This is a genomic window from Glaciibacter sp. 2TAF33, assembly GCF_052114945.1.
Classification (GTDB): Bacteria; Actinomycetota; Actinomycetes; order Actinomycetales; family Microbacteriaceae; genus Cryobacterium.
On the sequence record NZ_JBFRFS010000006.1, the window covers coordinates 67,910 to 86,998 of the forward strand.

Here is a 19,089-nt window from a genome sequence, read left to right on the forward strand (position 1 = left end):
CGATGATCGATACCGAAGCCCCCGTCATCGAAGCCGCCGTCATCGGAATCGACGTCGGCGGCACGAAGATCATCGGCGCGCTTGCCACCACGGCGGGAGACATCCTCGCGGAACTGACGGTCCCCACGAACCCGAAGGGAGGTCCTGCGCTCGTCGACCAGCTTGCCGAGATCGTCGACCGTCTCTGCGAAGAAGGGGGCGTGGCTCCGGCGACCGTTTGCTCGACGGTGGTCGCGGGTGCCGGAGCCCCTCACCCGGAGCATGGAACGCTCCTCCTCGCTCCGAATCTCGGTGACACCGCCGGCTATGACCTCACCTCCGCTCTCACCGCCCGCCTCGGGCACCCCACCCTGCTGGAGAATGACGTCAATGCGGCCGCGGTCAGCGAACTCGCGCACGACCGGAACCGTCCGGGGAACAATTTCGTCTTCATCGCAGTGGGAACCGGGATCGGCATGGGGATCGTCCTGGATGGGAAGCTGCTCCGCGGAAGCCGGGGGGCAGCCGGCGAGATCGGATTCCTCCCGTTCGGCACCGACCCACTGGACCGGGCCAACCACCTGCGAGGACCATTGGAGGAGGCGGCAAGTGGAGGCAGCATTGCGGACAACTACACCCACCGGACCGGACTCGACGTACCCACAGCCGAGGTGTTCCGTCGCGCCTCCGAAGGGGACCGTGATGCGGCGGACGTCATCGACGCTGAAGCGCGGTTCCTGGCCCAGTCGATCGTCGCAGTGGTGGCGATCCTCGATCCCGAACGGGTCGTCCTCGGCGGAGGCGTCGGGTCGCGACCCGAGCTTCTCGCCCCCATCCAGAACTGGCTCGCCCGCTTCGGTCACCCAGACGTGATCGTGCAGACCAGCCGGCTCGCCGAACGCGCCTCTGCGATCGGCGCCGTCGACATCGCTATCCACGCGGCCGTCTCCCAAGTCCGAAAGGAACACATCGCATGAGCGACACCCTTCGCGTTGCCAACCGAGGTCGGCTTCGCAGCGTGGCCTGGTCCGAGTACGTCGTCTACATCGGCTTCGTCCTCGTTTTTCTGTTCTTCGCAGTCACGCAGGCACAGTACTTCCTGAACCCCACGAACCTGACGAACATCGTCATCCAAGCCGCACCCATCACTGTGATGGCAGTCGGCATGGTGTTCGTGCTCAGCGCCGGCGAGATCGACCTCTCCATCGGCTCAGTGGTCGCTCTTTCGGCGCTCACCGCGGCGGTCGTGCTCCAGGCGACCGACCAGTGGTGGCTCGCCGCGCTCGCGGGGCTCGCAGTGGGTGCTCTGGTCGGGCTCGTCAACGGTATCTTCGTCACCGTTGTCCGGCTCCCGTCCTTCCTGGTGACACTCGCCACGATGGGCCTGGTCGCGGGAATCGCGCGTCAGCTCACCGACCTGCAGTCAGTGCCCGTGACCGATCCGGTGTTCGCCTTCCTGTTCGGCGGCGGACAGCTTCTCGGCATCCCGATCCTGCTCTGGTGGACCGCTGCAGCCGTCCTTGTGGGCTGGGTGCTACTTCGCCGTAAGCGCTACGGCGCCCACGTGCTTGCCGTGGGCAACAGCGCCTCCGCCTCACGGGTGAGCGGGATCAAGGTCGACCGCGTTCGAATGATGGTACTCGTGGGATCGGCGACCACCGCCGCGCTCGCCGGGCTCCTGTACGCCGGTCGCCTGCAGGGCGCTCGTTACACCCTCGGTGAGGCCGACCTCATGACCGTCATCGCCGCCGTCATCGTGGGAGGCACGAGCCTCTTCGGAGGAAAAGGCAGCGTCATCGGGGCACTCGTCGGAAGCCTCCTGATGAGCATGATCAACAACGGTCTCATCCTGGCCGGGCTGAACGTCTCCCAGCAGATGATCGTGCGCGGCCTCATCATCCTCGTCGCGGTCTCCTTGTCGCTCCGCGGCAAGAAGAGCAGCTAACAGAAAGGCTACGCATGTTCCTCCCACTCCTGAAACGCAGGAACCCCGGACTCCTGGGAACGGCTGCCCGGTTCCACCGTGAAGGCATCCTCCCCGCGAACTGTTATGCCATTGACCTCGACGCCGTCGAACGGAATGCTCGAACAATCTCGGCGGAAGCCCAGCGGCTAGGTCTCAAAGCTTTCGCGATGACCAAGCAGATCGGCCGGAACCGTGATGCGTCACGGGTCATTGCACAAGCTGGAATCACCCACTCGGTCGGCGTCGACCTCGAGTGCGCGATCGCGGCATCCGCTGGAGGCCTTGCCAGCGGACATCTCGGACACCTCGTGCAGATCCCTCGCCACCAGGCCGACATTGCAGCGGCCCTCGAACCGCTCTACTGGACCGTGTTTAACCAGGTAAAGGCGAAAGAGGCGGCCGAAGCGAACAGGCGACGTGGACGCGAACAGGATCTTTTGGCGCGCATCATCGCTCCCGGAGACCGTTTCTACCCGGGACACGAAGGTGGGTTCGACGCAGAGTCCATCGTGGAGGTCGCCGATTCACTCGACAGGCTGGACGGAGCACGCTTCGCCGGGGTCGTCACTTTCCCTGCGACGCTCTTCGACCGGGAACGCGGTACGGTCGCGCCGACGCCCAACCTCACCACCCTGGAACGCGCGGCCGATGCGCTTCGAAAGGCTGGCCGCACGGACATTGAGATCAACGCCCCTGGAACGACGTCCACCGCCATGCTGGCCCGCCTGGCTGAATCCGGCGCCACGCAGGTGGAGCCTGGACACGGTCTCACCGGAACCACCCCGTGGCACGCGGTCGAGGACCTCGTCGAGGAACCGGCCATCGCTTACATCTCCGAAGTCTCGCACTTGTGGAATGACCGGGCCTATGTGTTTGGTGGGGGGCTCTATCCCGATCCTGTTCTTCCGGGCGTGGAGACCGAGGCCATCGTCATCACCGACCCTGATAGCGGCATCCATGATGCACCGACGCTGAGAGTCGAGATGCCCGCAGCCGACGCGATTGACTACTACTGCAGAATTCCGATCGGCGACGAGCGGCGCGTCGCAAGTGGAAACACCGTCATCTTCGGGTTCCGGCCGCAAGTGTTCGTGACCCGCGGCCTTACCGCCGGCATATCCGGTCTCTCCACTGGCACGCCCCGCGTGGAAGGCATCTGGTCTGCCAACGGATCAGCTCCGCTTACTCTGTCCGACGCTCGTCCCCTCTCCTCAACCCTTGATCGGTAGGCCTGTCATGAACGAAACCTCGCCAGCCACGCTTCCTGCCCAGACCGGAGGGCAACCCGCTCTGCGTATCTCCAACCTCCAGAAGCATTTCGGCGGCGTCATCGCCGTCAAGTCCTTCGACCTGGAGGTGGCCGCCGGCGAGATCGTCGCACTCGTCGGCGACAATGGCGCCGGCAAGTCGACCCTGGTCAAGATGATCTCTGGGCTCTACCAGCCCACCGGCGGCGAGATATTCCTCGGCGGTGAGCCGGTGTCATTCCGGGATGCGTCAGATGCCAGGGCGAAAGGCGTCGAGGTCGTCTACCAGGACCTCGCCCTCGTCGAGGACCAGCCGGTGTACATGAACATGTTCCTTGGCCGCGAGCTGGTCAAGGGACCGCTGCGGCTCCTCGACCGCAAGGAGATGGCCCGCCAGACACAAGCCCTGGTGGACTCACTCGACGTCCGCATCCCTTCGTCGAAGGCCACGATCCGCGACCTCTCCGGCGGCCAACGGCAAGGCATCGCGATCTGCAGGGCCACGCACTGGGCGTCGAGCCTGGTCCTCATGGACGAACCGACCGCCGCACTGGGCGTTGCCGAGACGGCCAAGGTGGAGTCCCTCATCATGCGACTGCGGGAACGAGGTGCTGCGGTGCTCATCGTCAGCCACAACATGGACCAGGTTTTCCGCCTCGCTGACCGGGTCGCCGTCCTGCGGCGCGGAACGCAGGTGGGAGTCAAACGCCTCGCAGACACCAGCCACAACGAGCTGGTTTCGATGATCACGGGCCTCGCATGAACCCGCTGACGGAGGAAGGAAACGTCACCGGCACGCCGGGCGCCCTCATGCGTTCCGAAATCATGGAACAACCCGCGGCCTGGCTGCGGCTGGTAGACAGCCAGCGGTCGGCCTTCGAAGAAGCGCGAGCACTCATCACCGCCGGAAGCACCGACACGATGGTATTCGTCGCGCGAGGGTCGAGCGACCACGCCGCGATGTACGGGCAGTACCTGTCGCAGGTCGTCCTTGGTGTGCCGACGTTCCTCGCCACGCCGAGCGTGTCATCAGTGTTCGAACGGAACGTCTATTCATCACGACACCTGGTGATCGGCGTCTCCCAATCCGGAGCGTCACCTGACCTCGTCAGCACGCTCGAGAGCGCCCGTGGGGCCGGTGCGAGGATCGTTGCGCTCACCAACGACCCGGGCAGCCCGATGGGGAAACTCGCCGACGTGCACATCGACTTGTCCGCGGGTCCCGAACTGTCGGTCGCCGCGACGAAGACGTACACCGCAGAGATCCTCGCCCTCTATCTGCTGGTCAAGCTGGCAGGCGGACGGTCATATGACGACCTGTCGGCTGACGTCCGTGCACTCGCAATTCAGGGTGAGCAGGTCATCGCCCGGTCGGTGGATGCCGCAGCATCCTTCGCGAACGAGTTCGTGGCATCAGACCGCGTGATGATCGTGGGGCGCGGCTACTCCATGTCCACGGCCAAGGAGGCTGCGTTGAAGCTTATGGAGACGTCCAGCGTTGCCGCGTCCGGCTGGAGCGCTGCCGACGCGAAGCATGGACCGCTGGGCCAGGCAGTTGAGGGAACCCCGGTCTTCTGTCTCACATCTTCCTCCCAAGGACGCGAGTCCGTGCGGGCGCTTATCCCCGATTTCGAGGCAAAGGGCGCGCGGGTCTTCGTCTTGGGATCAGGGGAGCCAGCCACGAACGCGGCGCACCCGTTCGCCGATGTCCTGCCAGCCGACATCAAGGATGACACAGCACCACTCCTCGAGATCATCCCGTTCCAGCTGTTGGCCCTTGAACTCTCCACCCTGCTCGGGCGCGACCCCGATCGTCCTGCGGGGCTCAGCAAAGTGACCCTCACCACCTGAACCAATCAACAGCACCACTCCTGCACCACCAACGAAGGAAGCGCAGAAATGAAACTGAACCACACCCTAACGGCACCAAAGGTCGGTGCACTCGCCCTCGTTCTCGCTTTGAGCCTGACCGGCTGCAGTACCGGCGGCGCCCCCSCCGGCGGGGGCGATAGCGGCAGCACATCCGCGACTGCCGCAGGGAAGCCGAGTCTCGAATTCGTTGGCCCCAATAAGGAGAAGCCCGGCACGCTCGACGAACTGAAGCTCACCGACGATGAAATGGCAAAGGTCAAGACGGGCGGTTACACGGCAGCTTTCGTCTGGCACACGTCATCCGAGTTCGTCTCCGCCGTTGAGAAGGGCGCCCGGCAGGAGTTCGAAGACCTCGGGATCGAGGTGGTGGCGAGTACGCAGGCTGACTTCGACGCCGCAAAGCAAGCCAACAACATGCAGAGCGTGCTGGCTCTCAGCCCTGACATCATCGTGACCATCGCGGTCGACCCCACCTCGGCCGCATCCGCCTTCAAGGAGGCGGTGGACAAAGGCGTTAAACTTGTGATCATGACCACGCCACCGGCCGGATATACCGCCGGCAAGGAATTCGTCTCCATCGTCACCGAGTCCCTCACGGATGCCGGACGCGCGAATGCTGAGATCCTGGGCGACGCGCTCAAGGGAAAGGGTGATGTCGGCTACCTGTACCACGATGCCGACTTCTGGTTCACCAACCAGCGCGACAAGGCGTTCAAGGACTGGCTTGCGTATGAGTACCCGGACATGAAGCTTGCCGCGGAAGAGGGTTTTTCCGACGAGTCGAGGACTGAGGAGATCGCCACTGCCATGATCACTCGGAACCCGAACCTCAAGGGCATCTACGTGTCCTGGGCCACCGCCGCTCAGGGCGTCGTGTCCGCGATCCGCAATTCGGGACGTACCGACATCAAAGTCGTAACCAATGACCTCGACGCCACGTTGGCGGCGGACATGGTGGGCGATGGAGTCGTTCTCGGTATGGTCGGGAACGGCGCACTCGGCATCGGCAAGGGACTGGCCATCTCGGGCGCCTACGGCATGCTCGGCAAGGAAGCACCCGCCCTTGTTGCGTCCAAGCCGACCAAGGTCACCAAGGACAACCTGGTCGAAGGCTGGCAGGGCGACTACGGCACGAAACCGCCGGCCAGCGTCACGAAGTAGTACTCAACGGTGGCCGGTGGAACCTTTTCCGCCGGCCACCGCCCATCCAGACGACTCTGAAGAGAGGATGCCCTCATGGCGCACGTCGAAACGGTACTCGGCCCAGTCGACCCAAACGACCTGGGACGCGTGATGCCGCACGAACACTTGCTCTCCCTCGTCCCTGGGCCCTGGCTCACCGAAGGCACCGGCTACAACGACGTTGATCTGGCCGTCTCGGCGCTCTCCGGCTTGGCGGGCCTTGGTTTCGGCACTGTTGTGGACCTGAGTCCTTACGGAGTCGTCGGACGAGACCCCGACGGCGACAACACGGAATCGCTACGAGAAATCTCCCGCCGGTCGGGCCTCAACATCGTCAGCGGCTCGGCCGTCTACATGGAGGCCCATTCGCCACGGTGGTCGATCGAGGCGGACGTTGCGGAACTCACCCAACGACTCGTGGCGGATGCGACGATGGGCATCGGCACTACAACGGTAAGAGCGGGCATCTTCGGCGAACAGGCGACGAGTCTCGGAGAAATCACGCCCCATGAGGAGAAGTGTCTCCGGGCAACAGCTCGGGCCCACCGTGAAACGGGACTGGCGATAGCCACCCACACCACCCATGGGACAATGGGCCTCGAGCAACTGGACATTCTCGTCGAAGAGGGCGCGGATCTGGAACGGGTCGTCGTCGGGCATATGGATACCCACGCGGACCCGCATTACGCCGAGCGGATCCTCGATCGAGGAGCGAATATCGCGATCGACACCATCGGGAAGCAGGTCTGGGACTTCTTCCTCGGGCCGCCCGCAACTGACCGAACAGAAGGTGAGTTCTCGAAACGATCCTACTTTCGATCCGACCAGAGCCGTGCCGACATGGTGGCGTCGCTGGTAGCCGCAGGCCACGCGTCCCGCATCTTGTTGGCTCAGGACCTCACCGGTGCAGAGGTGTGGATGAACCCCGACACCCATGGCCAGCAGGGCTACCGGTACCTTGGCGAGGTATTCATCCCACTGCTGCTGGAGCGCGGAGTCACCATGGAGCAGTGCGACGAGATGACGAGGTCGAACCCAGGCCGGATGCTCACCCTTCCCTGAGTCGCGCCGACTCCTTCTGCCGTCCCGGCGATCCCGGTATTCACGCGCGGGAACGGCATGCGACCGGGCATCGACCCCGCCTCCAACCGATTAATGTATGACACCCTCGACGCAGGCGACGACCTGTCGTGATCGTACTGGACGTCAACGTCCTGCTGGCAGCGTTCCGCGCGGATCACCCTCACCACACAGACGTGCGCCCGTGGTTCGACGACGCATTCGCGAGCGACACCGGCGTCGTTGTACCTGATTTCGTGTGGGTAGGATTCCTGCATCTGGTCATAAACACTCACATCTTCGAGTTGCCATCGACCCTCGCGGAAGTCTTTGAATTCCTCGATGCGGTCGTCGCCTCCCGGGCATACCGGTCCATACCAGGGCTCCCTGATGGCCTTAACGTTTTCAAAGAGACTTGCCTCGCCGGGGACGCCCTCGGCAATGTCATTCCCGACGCATACATCACATCCGTTGCGCGCACACGCGAGCCCTGTGGCGACCCTCGATCGGGACTTCCGCCGATTCGATGTGGCCAGCGCACCTCCGAGGCGGATATCCCTACCCGCCCCGGAGCCCGGCGGATCAGGCGGCGACGTCGAAATCGTCGGCCGCGATCTCCGGCCGCGAGTGGTACCGCTCAGCGCTGTCGTCGAGTTCTTCGAGCCACGGAGTGTGATGCACGGCTGCCATGGTGCCGGTCATCACGGACGGATACACCGCGTCACGGTAGGTCAGGATGTCGCGCTGCTTGTCGTGCTTCCAGGCCAGGAATATCCTCCCGACCTCCTCCAGGTCGAACATCGGGTAGTCCGTGGCGGCGATGAGGTCCTTGATGTAGTCCGCTTGGAATCGCACCTCGTCCTCTGCACCGTCGAGGGAAGCCAGGCGTTCGAGCCACTCGTCCATGCTGCGGCGCTGCTCCGCGGCATCCGGAACAACCGCGTCGCCGAGAATCACGTCGCGGACGTACCAGGCCTGCGCGTCGAACATGTTGAAGGTGAACCACTGGTCCTGGGCGCCGAGGAAGAACAGCCGGTCGTTGTTCTCACGCACGACGCCGCGGTAGAGCGTGTCGGGGTACAGCGTGTTGCGGGAGTCCAATGACAGATCGGACGGGAGGAATGGGTAATGGTGGAGGTAACCCGTGCAGAGCACCACGGCGTCGAACCGTTTGCTCGTGCCGTCGATGAAGTGCGCGACCGGACCGTCGAAGTGGTCGACGAGCGGCACCTCAGACATGCCGTCGGGCCAGTCGAATCCCATCGGCCGTGAACGGTAGCTGATGGTGACCGAGCGGGCGCCCATTTTGTGTGCCTGCACGCCGATGTCCTCAGCCGAGTAGCTGGCACCGACAAGCAGGACGTCCTTGCCGGCCAGGGCTTCGGCCCCCCGGAAGTCGTGCGCGTGGCGCAGGCTGCCGGTGAAGGTCTCGAATTCCGGCGAAGTTCGGCACGTTGGGAACGGTGAAGTGACCGGAGCCCACGATGACGTGGTCGAACTCCTCGGAATACGTGGTCTTGGTCGCCAGGTTCTCGACGGTCACCGTGAAGGTCCGGGTGTGCTCGTGGAACTCGACCCAGCGCACTGCCGTGGCGAAGCGCACGAACTTCTTCACGTCGCTCTTGCGGGCGCGGCCATCGATGTAGTCCCAGAGCACGGCGCGAGGAGGATAGGACGAAATCGCGCGGCCGAAGTGGTCATCGAAGGTGTACTCGGCAAACTCGAGTGCTTCCTTCGGCCCGTTCGACCAGAGGTTTCGGTACATGCTCGAGTGCACGGGTTCACCGTGCTGGTCGATGCCGGTTCGCCAGTTGTAATTCCACTGGCCGCCCCAATCGTCCTGCTTCTCAAAGCACACGATTTCGGGGATCTCGCGACCCGCCTTCTGTGCCGATTCGAATGCCCGCAGCTGGGCCATTCCGCTGGGTCCAGCTCCGATGATCGCGACGCGCTTACGCAAATGGTACCTTTCCGGCTTTCCAGCCTGAGTTCATGCGTCACACCCGTGGCAGTAATGATTGGTCGCCGACGCGGTGGCGGGGTAGAAATCGTCTCCAGCCAGTCGCAGAAAAAAGTTGGCGACACTATTGCTGGAGAGGAATGTCGCGTGATATAAGCTGCGACACTCATCCAACCTACCAGAGCCGGATTTGAGACGGCCGGGTACGACCGCCGGGACCGATGGCCTAACCAGGGCGGTGTACCGCTGGTTGACGACCCCGCGGCGGAGCGGCGCTCATCCTCGAGTCAGAGACCTGAACTTCCTGGTCATATGACCTGCAAGTTCAGTGATGTATTGGGAGCACATGCTTGAATGACGTCATGCGAGCACTGGACATTCGAATGTCGTGCGTTGACCCCACTGCGGTCTGCAACGACACAATGTCAATCGATCTCGGGTGGCTGGTCGTCGGGCTGGCGCTCATCGCGCTCATTGTCGCTGCTGTGCTGGTCGCCGGGCCGGTCCGCCGGAATCGACGCCGCCGGAGCCACTGACCGCGGGTGCCGTTCGGTCAGATGACCCAAGCCACGCTGCTCATAACCTGCCACTCTGGAGAGACCAGAGAAAGGGAACCCATGACAACCATGAAAGCGATTCGGGCTCACGTGCGCGGAGGCCCCGAAGTACTGGTCTATGAGGACGCGCCGGTGCCGGAGGTCGGCCCCGACGAACTGCTCCTCGAGGTGTATGCGGCCGCCATCACGTTCACCGAACTGCTCTGGGACGAAACCTGGCTGCGTGACGGTGAGCCCCGCACCCCAACCATTCCGTCGCATGAGGCCTCGGGACGCATCATCGACGTGGGGGCCGACGTCGTCGGCTATAAGAAGGGCGATGAGGTCTTCGGGCTCCTCCCCTTCGACAGGAACGGTGCCGCCGCCCAGTTCACGGTGCTTCCTTCAGATTGTGTTGCGCATAAGCCGGCAGGCATCGATCACGTGAACGCATCGGCGCTGCCGTTGGCGGCGTTGACTGCCTGGCAGGCGCTCGTCGACCACGGTCACGTCACCGCGGGCAGCAGGGTGCTGATTCTCGGGGCCGCGGGAGGCGTGGGGCAGTTCGCGGTGCAGATCGCGAGACTCCTGGGTGCACATGTGACGGCAACGGCGCGCGGCAAGGACATCGCACTGCTGGCATCGCTCGGCGCCGACCGAACCATCGACTTCGAGAACGACGAGCTCGACGGCGGGGGCCGGGAATACGACGTGGTGCTCTACTCCGTGCCTGGCGCTCCCGACGAACGCTTGTATGGAACCCTGAACGAAGGAGGAGTTCTCGTCACGTTGAACGCACCTGCCGACGCGGAGCTGCTGGAAAAGCACAAGATCACTGGCGCGTTCTTCATCGTGCGCGCGGATTCTGCCCAAATGGAGCATTTGTCCAGCCTGGTGGCCGACGGTCACCTTTCCGTGCGGGTTGCCGCGCGGTTCCCGCTGGAGGAGGCGCGGCGGGCCTACGAGAGCGGTCACGATCCCCATCGCGAGCCGGGCAAGGTCGTGCTGACTGTTCGAACCTGATCTGTCACGTCCCCGCGGCCAGCCGTCGAGGGGTAGCGCGCAACGACGTCGGCGACGAACAGCCCGCGTTGGGGCAGCCACAGGTCAGCCAGATGCTCCTGCTCCGGCAGCCCCCGCGGCCGACCGGCATCCCGCCCGAAGACGGTGGCCGCGCTGTCGGCCAGTGCCCAGACCCGCAACGGGCGCATCCGGTACGTCTGGCCGTTGGGCACCCGGCCGGCAAGGCGCATCCGCCCGGCGCGCAGCATCGGACCCATCATCGCGCCCATCACCGCCAGGAACGCGTCACTCTGCCAGAGCGGCGCGGGAATCAGGCGGGCCGTGATTCCGGCGACCCTGGTGGCCGGAGTGTTGCCCATGTCGATGCGCCAGTCCACTGCATCCGGCACCTCGATGCGCGCACTGGTCGGCGAGAGCCAGTGCAGCTCCACCGGGCCGGTGACCGAATGCGTGATGCCTGTGCCGACGTACCGCATGCAGCTGACGTCGGGCGGCGCGTCGGCGAAGATCGTCCAGACGCCGTCTGGTTCTCGCAGCCACACCGCCCGGTACCCGGGGCCGATAGAACTGGCCGGGAAGTGCCGGAACGCCAAGTAGTGGCCGGACTCGAACGGCACGCCCATTACGGCGTAGCCGAAGAAGTTCTCGGCGGGGTCTGACGGGTCGACGGATGCCGCTGCTGCGGCCTCCGCGACGTCCTGCGGGTGGATCGGTGCCATGGTGCTCATCTCCTTGAGCTCGTGCAGCATGTGCTGCTCATGACCTGAGCGTAAGGAGGGGCGGAGGGTCTCGGCATGGGGCAGGCGCCCCATTTCTACCCGCGTATTTCTACCCGCGCACCGGGAGCTCCAGCAGCCCGTTCCGCTGGGCGAACAGGGTCGCCCCGACCCGATTCGTGACGCCGATCTTCTCGTAGATGTGCTCGATGTGGTTACGCACGGTCTTGGGCGAGATGACCAGCAGTTCTGCGATGCCGCGGCTGCCCAAACCCCGGCAGAGCAGGCGGAGCACTTCCGTCTCCCGGTCGGTCAGGCCGGTGGGCCGCGCGGTGCGGCGGTGGTTCCGCACGCCGGCCGCGACGAGCACCGCGTCGACGGCGTCACCGTCCAACCGGCCGGCCGCGGCCTCATGTTGGAGACGGGCGACGGCATCCGTTTCGGGCACGGCCTCGCGGTGCGGCCGGGGTTCCAGCCAGGAGTGGAAGGCGTCGGCCGCGGCCAGGATGCGCTGCTCCGCATCCAGCGCCTCGCCGCCGACGCCCCGCGGGTACCCGGACCCGTCGAGGCGTTCGTGGTGTGCCCCGGCCACGGCCGACAGCCGGCGACAGCCGGGGATCCGGCCGAGGATCCGTTCGCTCAAGAACGGATGCATGTGCGCCCGCTCGAGCTCGGCATCCGTCAACGACCCGGTCTTGTCCCAGACGGAGTTGGACACGCCCATCCGCCCGAGGTCGTGCACCCAGCCGGCTCGGCGCACCGCGTCCCGCGCGGCGGTCGACAAGCCGGCGGCGCCTGCCGCGGCGTCGGCCAGCTCGGCCACCCCACGCGAATGCCCGGACGTATACGGCGACTTGAGGTCGGCGAAGTCGCCCATCGCCGCCAGAACCGCGTCGAGTTCGACGCCGGCCAACGGCGGCCCGGGCGGAGCGGATGCGAGGGCGTCCGTCCACGGGTCGGTCGCCATCAACCCGTCGGTGAGGTCGTGCGCCCGGTCGCAGAACAGGTCGGCCAGCGCCGGGTCGAACTGGGTGCCGCGCCGCCGCCGCACCATCTCGACGGCGGACTCCAGCCCGCCGGTCCGGAGGAAGATCTCCGCGACGTCCGCCAGCTGGGTGACCCGCATCTCCAGCGGGATCTCCGCCGCCGAGCGTGCCTCGGGGAGGCCCTTGCCGTCCCAGCGTTCGAACGTGCAGATCAGGATGTCGGCCATCTGCGGGTCCATGCCGAGTGCCCCGGCCAGTGTCGCAGCGGAATGGCAGTGGGAGGCGATCAGGTTCTGCACGGAGGAGCGTCCGTTGACCAGGAACCGGGCCTTCGCGCCGGCCTGCTGCAGCGCCGGTTGCCCGGCGCCGGAGTGGCCGAGCATGAGCCCCGCGAGCGGGAGACCGCGGTTGTCGATCGTGTAGGTGGCGGCCCGGAAGTCGATGTCGTCGCCGAACAAGTGTGCCAGTTCGAAGGAGTCGGCGTGGCAGCCGATCCAGGCGAGCACCGTGCTGTGGAAGATCCGTTCGCGGGTGTCCGTGTCGAGGTGCAGTTCGGCGGCGATCCGTTGGGCCAGGATCGACGAACGCAGCATGTGATCCATCGGCTGCCCGAGGCCGAGGTCGATCGCCAGCGAGAGCCCCGCGAGGAGTTCGCTGCGCAACGGTCCGCGTGCGGAGTCGGCCATAAACCGAGTGTAGAACTGCCATTGTTATGAGCGGGCTCCACTCACCTTTACATGCAGGTGGTACGATATCCGGTACCACACAGCGTGATTTTCGATTCGGAGGCCCGCCATGGCAATCACCGCTTCACAGGCTCGCGCGCAGCTTTTTCCCTTGATCGAAAAGGTCAACGACGACCATGTGCCGATTGAGATCGTCTCCAAGAAGGGCAGCGCCGTGTTGATGTCGCTTGCCGACTACGAGGCACTCGAGGAGACGGCCTACCTCCTGCGCACACCCGCCAACGCGGCACACCTACTGGAGAGCATCGCCCAGCACCGCGCGGGAAGCGTCGCTGCCAGGCAGCTGTCCGAATGAACGTGCTCTTCACCGAGAACGGTTGGAACGACTACCAGTACTGGGTTGCCACCGATCGGGCGATGGTGAAGCGCATCAACCGCCTCCTCGCCGACATTCAGCGCACACCAACCAGCGGGATCGGCAAGCCCGAGGCGCTGAAGCACCAACTCGCCGGCTACTGGTCACGGCGAATCACCGACGAGCATCGACTCGTCAATGCCGTCGAGGCGGAGCAGATCGTGATTGTAGCGGCGGGCCACCACTACTAAACCGGCGCGTCGGCGGGCGGGATGGCCGCAGAAGACCTCCGGTCCTAGTCGCGAGCGGGATCAACACTTATCCACAGGTCCACTTCCGGCCGCATGTGCAGCACATGCAGCATGAACTCACTCAGGTCGCCCTCGAGGTACGAGGACGTGTCAGCAACGTCGCCGCGTGTGCCCAGGCGGCCGAGCGGAATGCGGGCTTCGCATGCACTCCGCTCGGCCTGTGCGGTCAGCCCCGAGCCGGCCGCCGCGTGCGCAACTCCTGCAGAATGCGGCTGGTAGTTCATCCCGGCCGCGGAATCACGCCGATGTCGCCGTGGTGGGCTACCGATCTGCAGGAGTTATGCACACCCGAGGCAGGGCGGGTCGTCGTAGGGGGATCCGTCACGGCTGTGACTCACTCACGGCTGTGACTCACTTACGGCTGTGACTCACTTACGGCTGTGAGTCATTTACGACTGTGACTCACGCTGACGACGCGCCGCGGCGGGCACGGAACTGGGCAGATCAGGAGCGCGTCGACGCCCTGACCTGCCCAGCGTTCTGTGAACTACTTCTTCATGTGCGGGACCACAACTGCGCGTCCGGAGAGCTCGCCCGCTTCAAGCTTGCGGTACGCCTCCAGCGCATCGTCCATCGCGAAGAGCTCCACATCGGGCTTGATCTGTCCGGCCTTGTACATGGCGACGACCTCGTAGAGGTCGGCGATGGTCCCCCAGTAGGTGTTGGTGAGGGTCGACTCGTACGGAGTGTTGAAGAACGACCATTCGTACGCTCCGCCGGCGATCCCCACCACGGTGAGGCGCGACTTTGTGGCCATGACTGATGCCGCCATCGCGATCGTCGGTGCCACCCCCACGAAATCGAAGGCTGCGTCGACGCCTCGACCGCCGGTCAGTGCACGGATCTGTGCCGCCTGGTCGGGGCCGCTGGGGACGGTGACGGCACCGGATGCCTCGGCGCGCCTCATCGCGTCCGGCTTGGAATCGGTGGCGATGATCGTCGCCCCGGTGAGCGCGCGGAGAATCTGCACGGCGATCTGGCCAAGGCCGCCGAGCCCGACGACGAGCGCGAACTTGCCGCCCCCGGCCAGATTCGGAAGGGAGTTCTTGATGGCGTGGTACGGCGTGAGGCCGGCGTCCGACAGCGGGGCCGCCGCGATCGGGTCGGCGTCGCCGAGGGGCACCAGGTTGCGTGCCGGAACGGTGATGTACTCGGCCATTCCCCCGTCGCGGCCGAGGCCCGAGGCCAGGTACGACATCGAGGCGACGTTCTCGCAGTAGGTGTCCTCACCGCGGGAGCACGCGGCACAATGGCCGCAGCCGACGGGGCCGTACACCAGGAATGCGGCTCCGATTTCGATACCCTCGACGCCTTCGCCGAGCTCTTCGGCCCAACCGGAGTTCTCGTGGCCGAGCACGTAGCTGGGCGCAAGCTGTGGAGGAGCTGTCGCCGCCTCGTAGTCCTTGTACACCGCGACGTCCGAGTGGCAGGCGCCAGCGCCGGCCACCTTCAACAGCACCTCGCCCGGACCCGGTTTGGGCTTCTCCCACTCAGTCAGGGACGGAAAGGTCTTCCAGGCTTCGAAAACAACAGCGCGCATTGTGTACTTCTTTCTGGCATGCAAGACATGCCCTCATAACCAGTATGCTCGCCGCCCGGCACTCGTCAGCCGACGGGACACGCAAAGAGAACCTCGTCGGGAGCTGCACGCGATGCACACTCCGCCGCGAAGTCACGCACCTCCCACACGCCCGCCTCCGCGTGCAGCAGGTTGGGCTCAAGCGTCGGGCTGCCGGTGTCGAGATCGGTCTGGGCGAAGGCGAGCGCCCACTCCCCCGCGCACACCAGTTGTGTCGCCTGGTTCTGCAGTGTGACGAATCGCGTTCGACCGGGCGCGGAATTCAGCGCCGCCTGCACGACCGCGACGGTGCAGTCCGCCGTTGTGGGCGCCGCCACCGGCACGAGGGTCGCGGCGAATTCGCAGGTGTATCCGTTGGTCAGGCTGGGATGGATGCCGCCGGCCTTGGCTATGCCCAGCACCGTTCCATCGGCGGCGCGGGTGCCGGAAAAGTCGATGGAATCCTTCGTCGGCGCGGGGTTCTGCATGTGGATGATGACCGCTTCACCGTCAAGGGTCGCCGGGCCGGTCAGCTCGGGGTCGCCGTCTTCGAGCCCCGCCACGCCCGGACTGATCGACGCAGTCCCGCCCGCGATGTGCAGCAGACGATCGGTCACCACGATGCAGGACGACTGCGGGTCGGCCAGCTGCACGGCCCACACTCCGTCCAGTGATCCCTCATCGCTGGTTGGTACAGGTGTGTCGGACGGTGCACTGGGGGCGGAGGAGGAGGTCGCTCCGGCATTGCCTATGCCTCCGGCGTCAGGACCGCCGGCGGGCGTGCATGCCACCAGCATTGCGGCAATCAGAACCGCGAAAATGCCCGCCAGAGGCTTCTGCATGGCCACACGTTATTGCTCGCGGCATCCGCCGTCAACGTCTCGTCCTCGTGAGTCCTCGTGAGTGCCGCGATGCGCACGGCCAACCGCCGTGAAGGTCAGCCCTCCGCCGGCTGCCGCACGATCTTGATGGCCTGCTCCGCCCACTCGATCCGATGCGTCGCGGAGTCGATCAGATAGTCGAACACGTGGGTCTTGAGGCGCACGATCCGGGCGTGATCGGCGGGGTCGCGGCGCGCCAGCCGCTCCTGGATGAGTGGCGTGTCGGCGGCGGCCAGCCGGGCGCGGTGCGCCGCCCACTGCTCGCGGTGCTCCTGGATCGCGCCGATGTGCGCCCGGAGCACGGACTCGGCCTGGGCGGGCGGGACCATGTCGAGGAACAGGGTCTGCAGCAGGAACGCGTCCCGCACGCTCGGTTCGGCGTGCGGCTCGGCCAGCCAGCGGCGGAGGTCGTCCAGCCCCTCCTCGGTGATCGAGTATGAGGTGCGCTTCAGCTTGCTCCCGCGCAGTTGCTCCTCCCCCGAGATCAGCCCGTCGTTCGCCATCTTCGCGAGCAGCGGGTAGATCTGGCTCTGTGGCGCGGTCCAGACCCATCGGGCCGTCGACTCGAAGAACTGGGTGAGCTCATAGCCGCTCATCGGGCGCGCTTCGAGGACTCCAAGAACCGCATACTGCAGGGACATGCGCCCCATCCTATGCGTCAACACTCCTACGTTGACATTTCTATTCATACAGGTAGGCTGAGCATGTTCTACAGAGTCGTAAAGGATGACGCGTGAAAACGGATGCCGTGACCACAGATGCTCGGATCTCAGGAGCACAGTCGCAACTGCTCGACGCCGCGGCGGTCGTCGCCGGCGCCGGACTGACGGATGCGTTCGGTCACCTCTCGGTGCGCACCTCAGCCACCGAACTGACGATCACGCCGCCGGTGGCCCTGTCCGCGCTGACCGCCGACCACAATTTTGCCAGCCTCACCCTCGGGTCTGCCGAACTGCCGAGTGCGGCGCCGAAGGAAGCCTGGATCCACCTCGCCCTGACCGAGGGCCGCTCCGATATCGGGGCGATCTGCCGCGCCCAGCCGCCCGCCGTCGCCGCGCTCGTCGCCGCCGGGCAGCCGGTGCTGCCGCTCAACGGGCACGGCTCCTTCCTCGGCGAGACCGTTCCGGTCTACGACGACTCGCGCCTCATCCGCGATGCCGACAGCGCCGCGGCGGTACGCCGCGCAATGGGCGGCTCGAACGCCGTGATCCTGCGCGGCAACGGCGCCGTCACCACTGGGCCCGACCTTGCCAGCGCAGTCGCCCTGATGTGGGTGCTCGAGAAGACCGCGGAACTGAACCTCCGCGCCCTGGCCGCCGGCACACCGCATCCGCTGCCCCCGGGCGAACAGTCCTGGTGGCGTGACCGGGCCACCGAATTGCTGCCCAGAATCTATACCTACCTCACCAACACCTACCGAAAGGGTCACTGATGATCGAGATCACCGACATCGCCTACGTGCGATCCGGGTCAGCGGATGTCGACGCCGCCGTGCGCTTCGCCGTGGACATCGTCGGCATGCAGTACGCCGGCAACGACAACGGCGTGCACTACCTGCGCGCCGATCACCGTCACCACTGCCTCGCCTTCGTCGAGGGCGAAGCCGGCGTGATCAGCTCCGGCCTCACCCTAAAGGACGACGACGCCCTGCGGCTGGCCGAGACCGAGCTCACACTCGCCGGAGTGAACGTCGTGCGCGGCACCGCCGAAGAAGCGCGCTCGCGCCGGGTCAGCAGCTTCATCAGCTTCGACGACCCGTGGGGCAACCGCTTCGACCTGGTCGTCGGGCAGGTCTACGACGCCGACACGGTGCACTGGGGCCGACAGGCCGGCATCATCGAGTTCGGCCACCTCTGCGTCGACGCACCGGACGTGAAGGTCGCCTACGAATGGTGGAGCTCACTGTTCAACATCAAGATCAGCGACTGGATCGGCGACTGGGCGGCCCTCATGCGTTTCGACCCGGTGCACCACAAGCTGGCCGTGTTCAAGGGCAGCGAACCCGGGCTCTGCCACATCAACTTCCAGGTCGAATCGATCGACGACGTGATGCGCAGCTGGAACTTCCTGCTCGAGCAGGGCGTCGAAATCGAGCAGGGCCCGGGCCGTCACCCGCAGTCCACCGCGATCTTCCTCTACTTCAAGGGACCGGAGGGGCTCACCTACGAGTACTCGTATGGTGTGCGCCGGATCGAGGACGACGCCGCCTGGCAGCCCCGCACCTTCGATCCGCTGCACCCCAAGTCGATCGACATGTGGGGCGGCGTCACCCAGCGGGCGCAGACCCAGAAGCAGATCCGCCGTCCGCTGGGCTCATCAGAATTGCAGGAGGCCTAATGCCGCTCGTTGAGATCAGCGTCGCCGCAGGGCGCACCGAAGAACAGTTGCGGGACCTGATGGGCCGTGTGCACTCCGCGGTCGAGGAGTGGGGGGCGCCCGGGCAGAGCATTCGAGTGCTGGTGCGTGAGGTGCCGAAGACACTGTGGCTGTCGGGCGGGGTCACCCTGGCCGAGAAGGCCGCCGCGAAATAACGCACGGCGCACGGCACGACGCACGACGCACGACGCACGGCACGGCGCACGGCGCACGACGCACGGCACGACGCACGGCACGACGCACGACGCACGACGCACGGCGCGGCGCACGGCGCACGACGCGCTGTCCGCGGTCGTCGGGAAGAGGCTCGCAGCCGTTGGGCTGCGGGCCCTTGCGCCTTCCCGCGCGGCGACTCCGCCTTGCGGCGGATGGCAACGCGTCGGCCGCTCGATAGCG

Annotated in this window: 21 protein-coding genes; 13 read left to right on the forward strand and 8 right to left on the reverse strand. The window is 65.6% G+C overall.

All coding sequences use genetic code 11. The annotated features are described in order from the left end of the window. The first annotated feature begins 2 nt into the window (after window positions 1-2). From AB4Y94_RS07445 to AB4Y94_RS07475, 7 genes are all read left to right on the forward strand, one after another. Window positions 3-956, forward strand: coding sequence for an ROK family protein (locus AB4Y94_RS07445; RefSeq protein ID WP_441726886.1), 954 nt, complete (start codon window positions 3-5; stop codon window positions 954-956). Beyond that, window positions 953-1,924, forward strand: coding sequence for an ABC transporter permease (locus AB4Y94_RS07450; protein ID WP_441726889.1), 972 nt, complete (start codon window positions 953-955; stop codon window positions 1,922-1,924). Before AB4Y94_RS07445 ends, AB4Y94_RS07450 begins: the two co-directional genes overlap by 4 nt. Before the next feature lie 14 nt (window positions 1,925-1,938). Then, window positions 1,939-3,174, forward strand: coding sequence for an alanine racemase (locus tag AB4Y94_RS07455; protein WP_441726892.1), 1,236 nt, complete (start codon window positions 1,939-1,941; stop codon window positions 3,172-3,174). A 7-nt stretch (window positions 3,175-3,181) separates the two neighbouring features. Then, a complete protein-coding gene (locus AB4Y94_RS07460; RefSeq protein ID WP_441726895.1) occupies window positions 3,182-3,955 on the forward strand; it encodes an ATP-binding cassette domain-containing protein in 774 nt (257 codons plus the stop codon). Beyond that, entirely contained in the window at window positions 3,952-5,043 is a 1,092-nt protein-coding gene (locus AB4Y94_RS07465; protein ID WP_441726898.1) for an SIS domain-containing protein, read from the forward strand. Before AB4Y94_RS07460 ends, AB4Y94_RS07465 begins: the two co-directional genes overlap by 4 nt. Window positions 5,044-5,091: 48 nt before the next feature. After that, entirely contained in the window at window positions 5,092-6,225 is a 1,134-nt protein-coding gene (locus AB4Y94_RS07470) for a substrate-binding domain-containing protein (RefSeq protein ID WP_441726901.1), read from the forward strand. Between the two features lie 75 nt (window positions 6,226-6,300). Next, window positions 6,301-7,308, forward strand: coding sequence for a phosphotriesterase family protein (locus tag AB4Y94_RS07475; protein WP_441726904.1), 1,008 nt, complete (start codon window positions 6,301-6,303; stop codon window positions 7,306-7,308). A 579-nt stretch (window positions 7,309-7,887) separates the two neighbouring features. Here AB4Y94_RS07475 and AB4Y94_RS07480 read toward each other — a convergent pair. Both AB4Y94_RS07480 and AB4Y94_RS07485 read right to left on the reverse strand, forming a co-directional pair. Next, window positions 7,888-8,625, reverse strand: coding sequence for a hypothetical protein (locus AB4Y94_RS07480; RefSeq protein WP_441726905.1), 738 nt, complete (start codon window positions 8,623-8,625; stop codon window positions 7,888-7,890). A 10-nt stretch (window positions 8,626-8,635) separates the two neighbouring features. Continuing rightward, on the reverse strand, window positions 8,636-9,265 hold the full coding sequence (locus AB4Y94_RS07485; RefSeq protein WP_441726908.1) for a hypothetical protein: 630 nt from the start codon (window positions 9,263-9,265) through the stop codon (window positions 8,636-8,638). Window positions 9,266-9,807: 542 nt separating this feature from the next. On the opposite strand from AB4Y94_RS07485, the gene AB4Y94_RS07490 reads away from it, so the two are divergent. Then, a complete protein-coding gene (locus AB4Y94_RS07490; RefSeq protein WP_441726910.1) occupies window positions 9,808-10,824 on the forward strand; it encodes an NADP-dependent oxidoreductase in 1,017 nt (338 codons plus the stop codon). Here AB4Y94_RS07490 and AB4Y94_RS07495 read toward each other — a convergent pair. Further along, window positions 10,773-11,573 carry a hypothetical protein gene (locus AB4Y94_RS07495; protein ID WP_441726913.1) on the reverse strand — a complete coding sequence of 267 codons (801 nt, stop codon included), beginning with the start codon at window positions 11,571-11,573 and terminating at the stop codon, window positions 10,773-10,775. The two genes, AB4Y94_RS07490 and AB4Y94_RS07495, sit on opposite strands and share 52 nt — an antisense overlap. 79 nt (window positions 11,574-11,652) lie before the next feature. Further along, on the reverse strand, window positions 11,653-13,212 hold the full coding sequence (locus AB4Y94_RS07500) for an HD domain-containing phosphohydrolase (protein ID WP_441726916.1): 1,560 nt from the start codon (window positions 13,210-13,212) through the stop codon (window positions 11,653-11,655). Between the two features lie 109 nt (window positions 13,213-13,321). Here AB4Y94_RS07500 and AB4Y94_RS07505 point away from each other — a divergent pair, with 109 nt between their 5' ends. Both AB4Y94_RS07505 and AB4Y94_RS07510 read left to right on the forward strand, forming a co-directional pair. Further along, window positions 13,322-13,567, forward strand: a complete 246-nt coding sequence (locus AB4Y94_RS07505; protein ID WP_441726919.1) for a type II toxin-antitoxin system Phd/YefM family antitoxin — start codon at window positions 13,322-13,324, stop codon at window positions 13,565-13,567. Continuing rightward, window positions 13,564-13,818, forward strand: a complete 255-nt coding sequence (locus tag AB4Y94_RS07510) for a Txe/YoeB family addiction module toxin (protein ID WP_441726922.1) — start codon at window positions 13,564-13,566, stop codon at window positions 13,816-13,818. Before AB4Y94_RS07505 ends, AB4Y94_RS07510 begins: the two co-directional genes overlap by 4 nt. Window positions 13,819-13,862: 44 nt before the next feature. On the opposite strand, the gene AB4Y94_RS07515 is transcribed toward AB4Y94_RS07510, so the two are convergent. The 4 genes from AB4Y94_RS07515 to AB4Y94_RS07530 form a co-directional block, all read right to left on the reverse strand. Continuing rightward, on the reverse strand, window positions 13,863-14,102 hold the full coding sequence (locus tag AB4Y94_RS07515) for a hypothetical protein (RefSeq protein WP_441726925.1): 240 nt from the start codon (window positions 14,100-14,102) through the stop codon (window positions 13,863-13,865). A gap of 263 nt (window positions 14,103-14,365) precedes the next feature. Next, window positions 14,366-15,418 (reverse strand): NAD(P)-dependent alcohol dehydrogenase, encoded by a 1,053-nt coding sequence (locus AB4Y94_RS07520; protein WP_441726928.1) that lies wholly within the window; start codon window positions 15,416-15,418, stop codon window positions 14,366-14,368. A gap of 65 nt (window positions 15,419-15,483) precedes the next feature. Further along, window positions 15,484-16,278 (reverse strand): hypothetical protein, encoded by a 795-nt coding sequence (locus AB4Y94_RS07525; protein WP_441726931.1) that lies wholly within the window; start codon window positions 16,276-16,278, stop codon window positions 15,484-15,486. A 95-nt stretch (window positions 16,279-16,373) separates the two neighbouring features. Next, window positions 16,374-16,958 carry a PadR family transcriptional regulator gene (locus tag AB4Y94_RS07530; RefSeq protein WP_441726934.1) on the reverse strand — a complete coding sequence of 195 codons (585 nt, stop codon included), beginning with the start codon at window positions 16,956-16,958 and terminating at the stop codon, window positions 16,374-16,376. 92 nt (window positions 16,959-17,050) lie between these two features. Here AB4Y94_RS07530 and AB4Y94_RS07535 point away from each other — a divergent pair, with 92 nt between their 5' ends. From AB4Y94_RS07535 to AB4Y94_RS07545, 3 genes are read left to right on the forward strand one after another with little or no spacing between them, the layout of a single operon-like run. Continuing rightward, complete coding sequence (locus AB4Y94_RS07535; RefSeq protein WP_441726937.1) at window positions 17,051-17,749, forward strand: class II aldolase/adducin family protein; 699 nt, start codon at window positions 17,051-17,053, stop codon at window positions 17,747-17,749. After that, window positions 17,749-18,654 carry a VOC family protein gene (locus AB4Y94_RS07540; RefSeq protein WP_441726939.1) on the forward strand — a complete coding sequence of 302 codons (906 nt, stop codon included), beginning with the start codon at window positions 17,749-17,751 and terminating at the stop codon, window positions 18,652-18,654. The genes AB4Y94_RS07535 and AB4Y94_RS07540 overlap by 1 nt, the downstream gene beginning before the upstream one ends. Continuing rightward, on the forward strand, window positions 18,654-18,848 hold the full coding sequence (locus tag AB4Y94_RS07545) for a tautomerase family protein (protein ID WP_441726941.1): 195 nt from the start codon (window positions 18,654-18,656) through the stop codon (window positions 18,846-18,848). The genes AB4Y94_RS07540 and AB4Y94_RS07545 overlap by 1 nt, the downstream gene beginning before the upstream one ends. The last annotated feature ends 241 nt before the right edge of the window (window positions 18,849-19,089 follow it).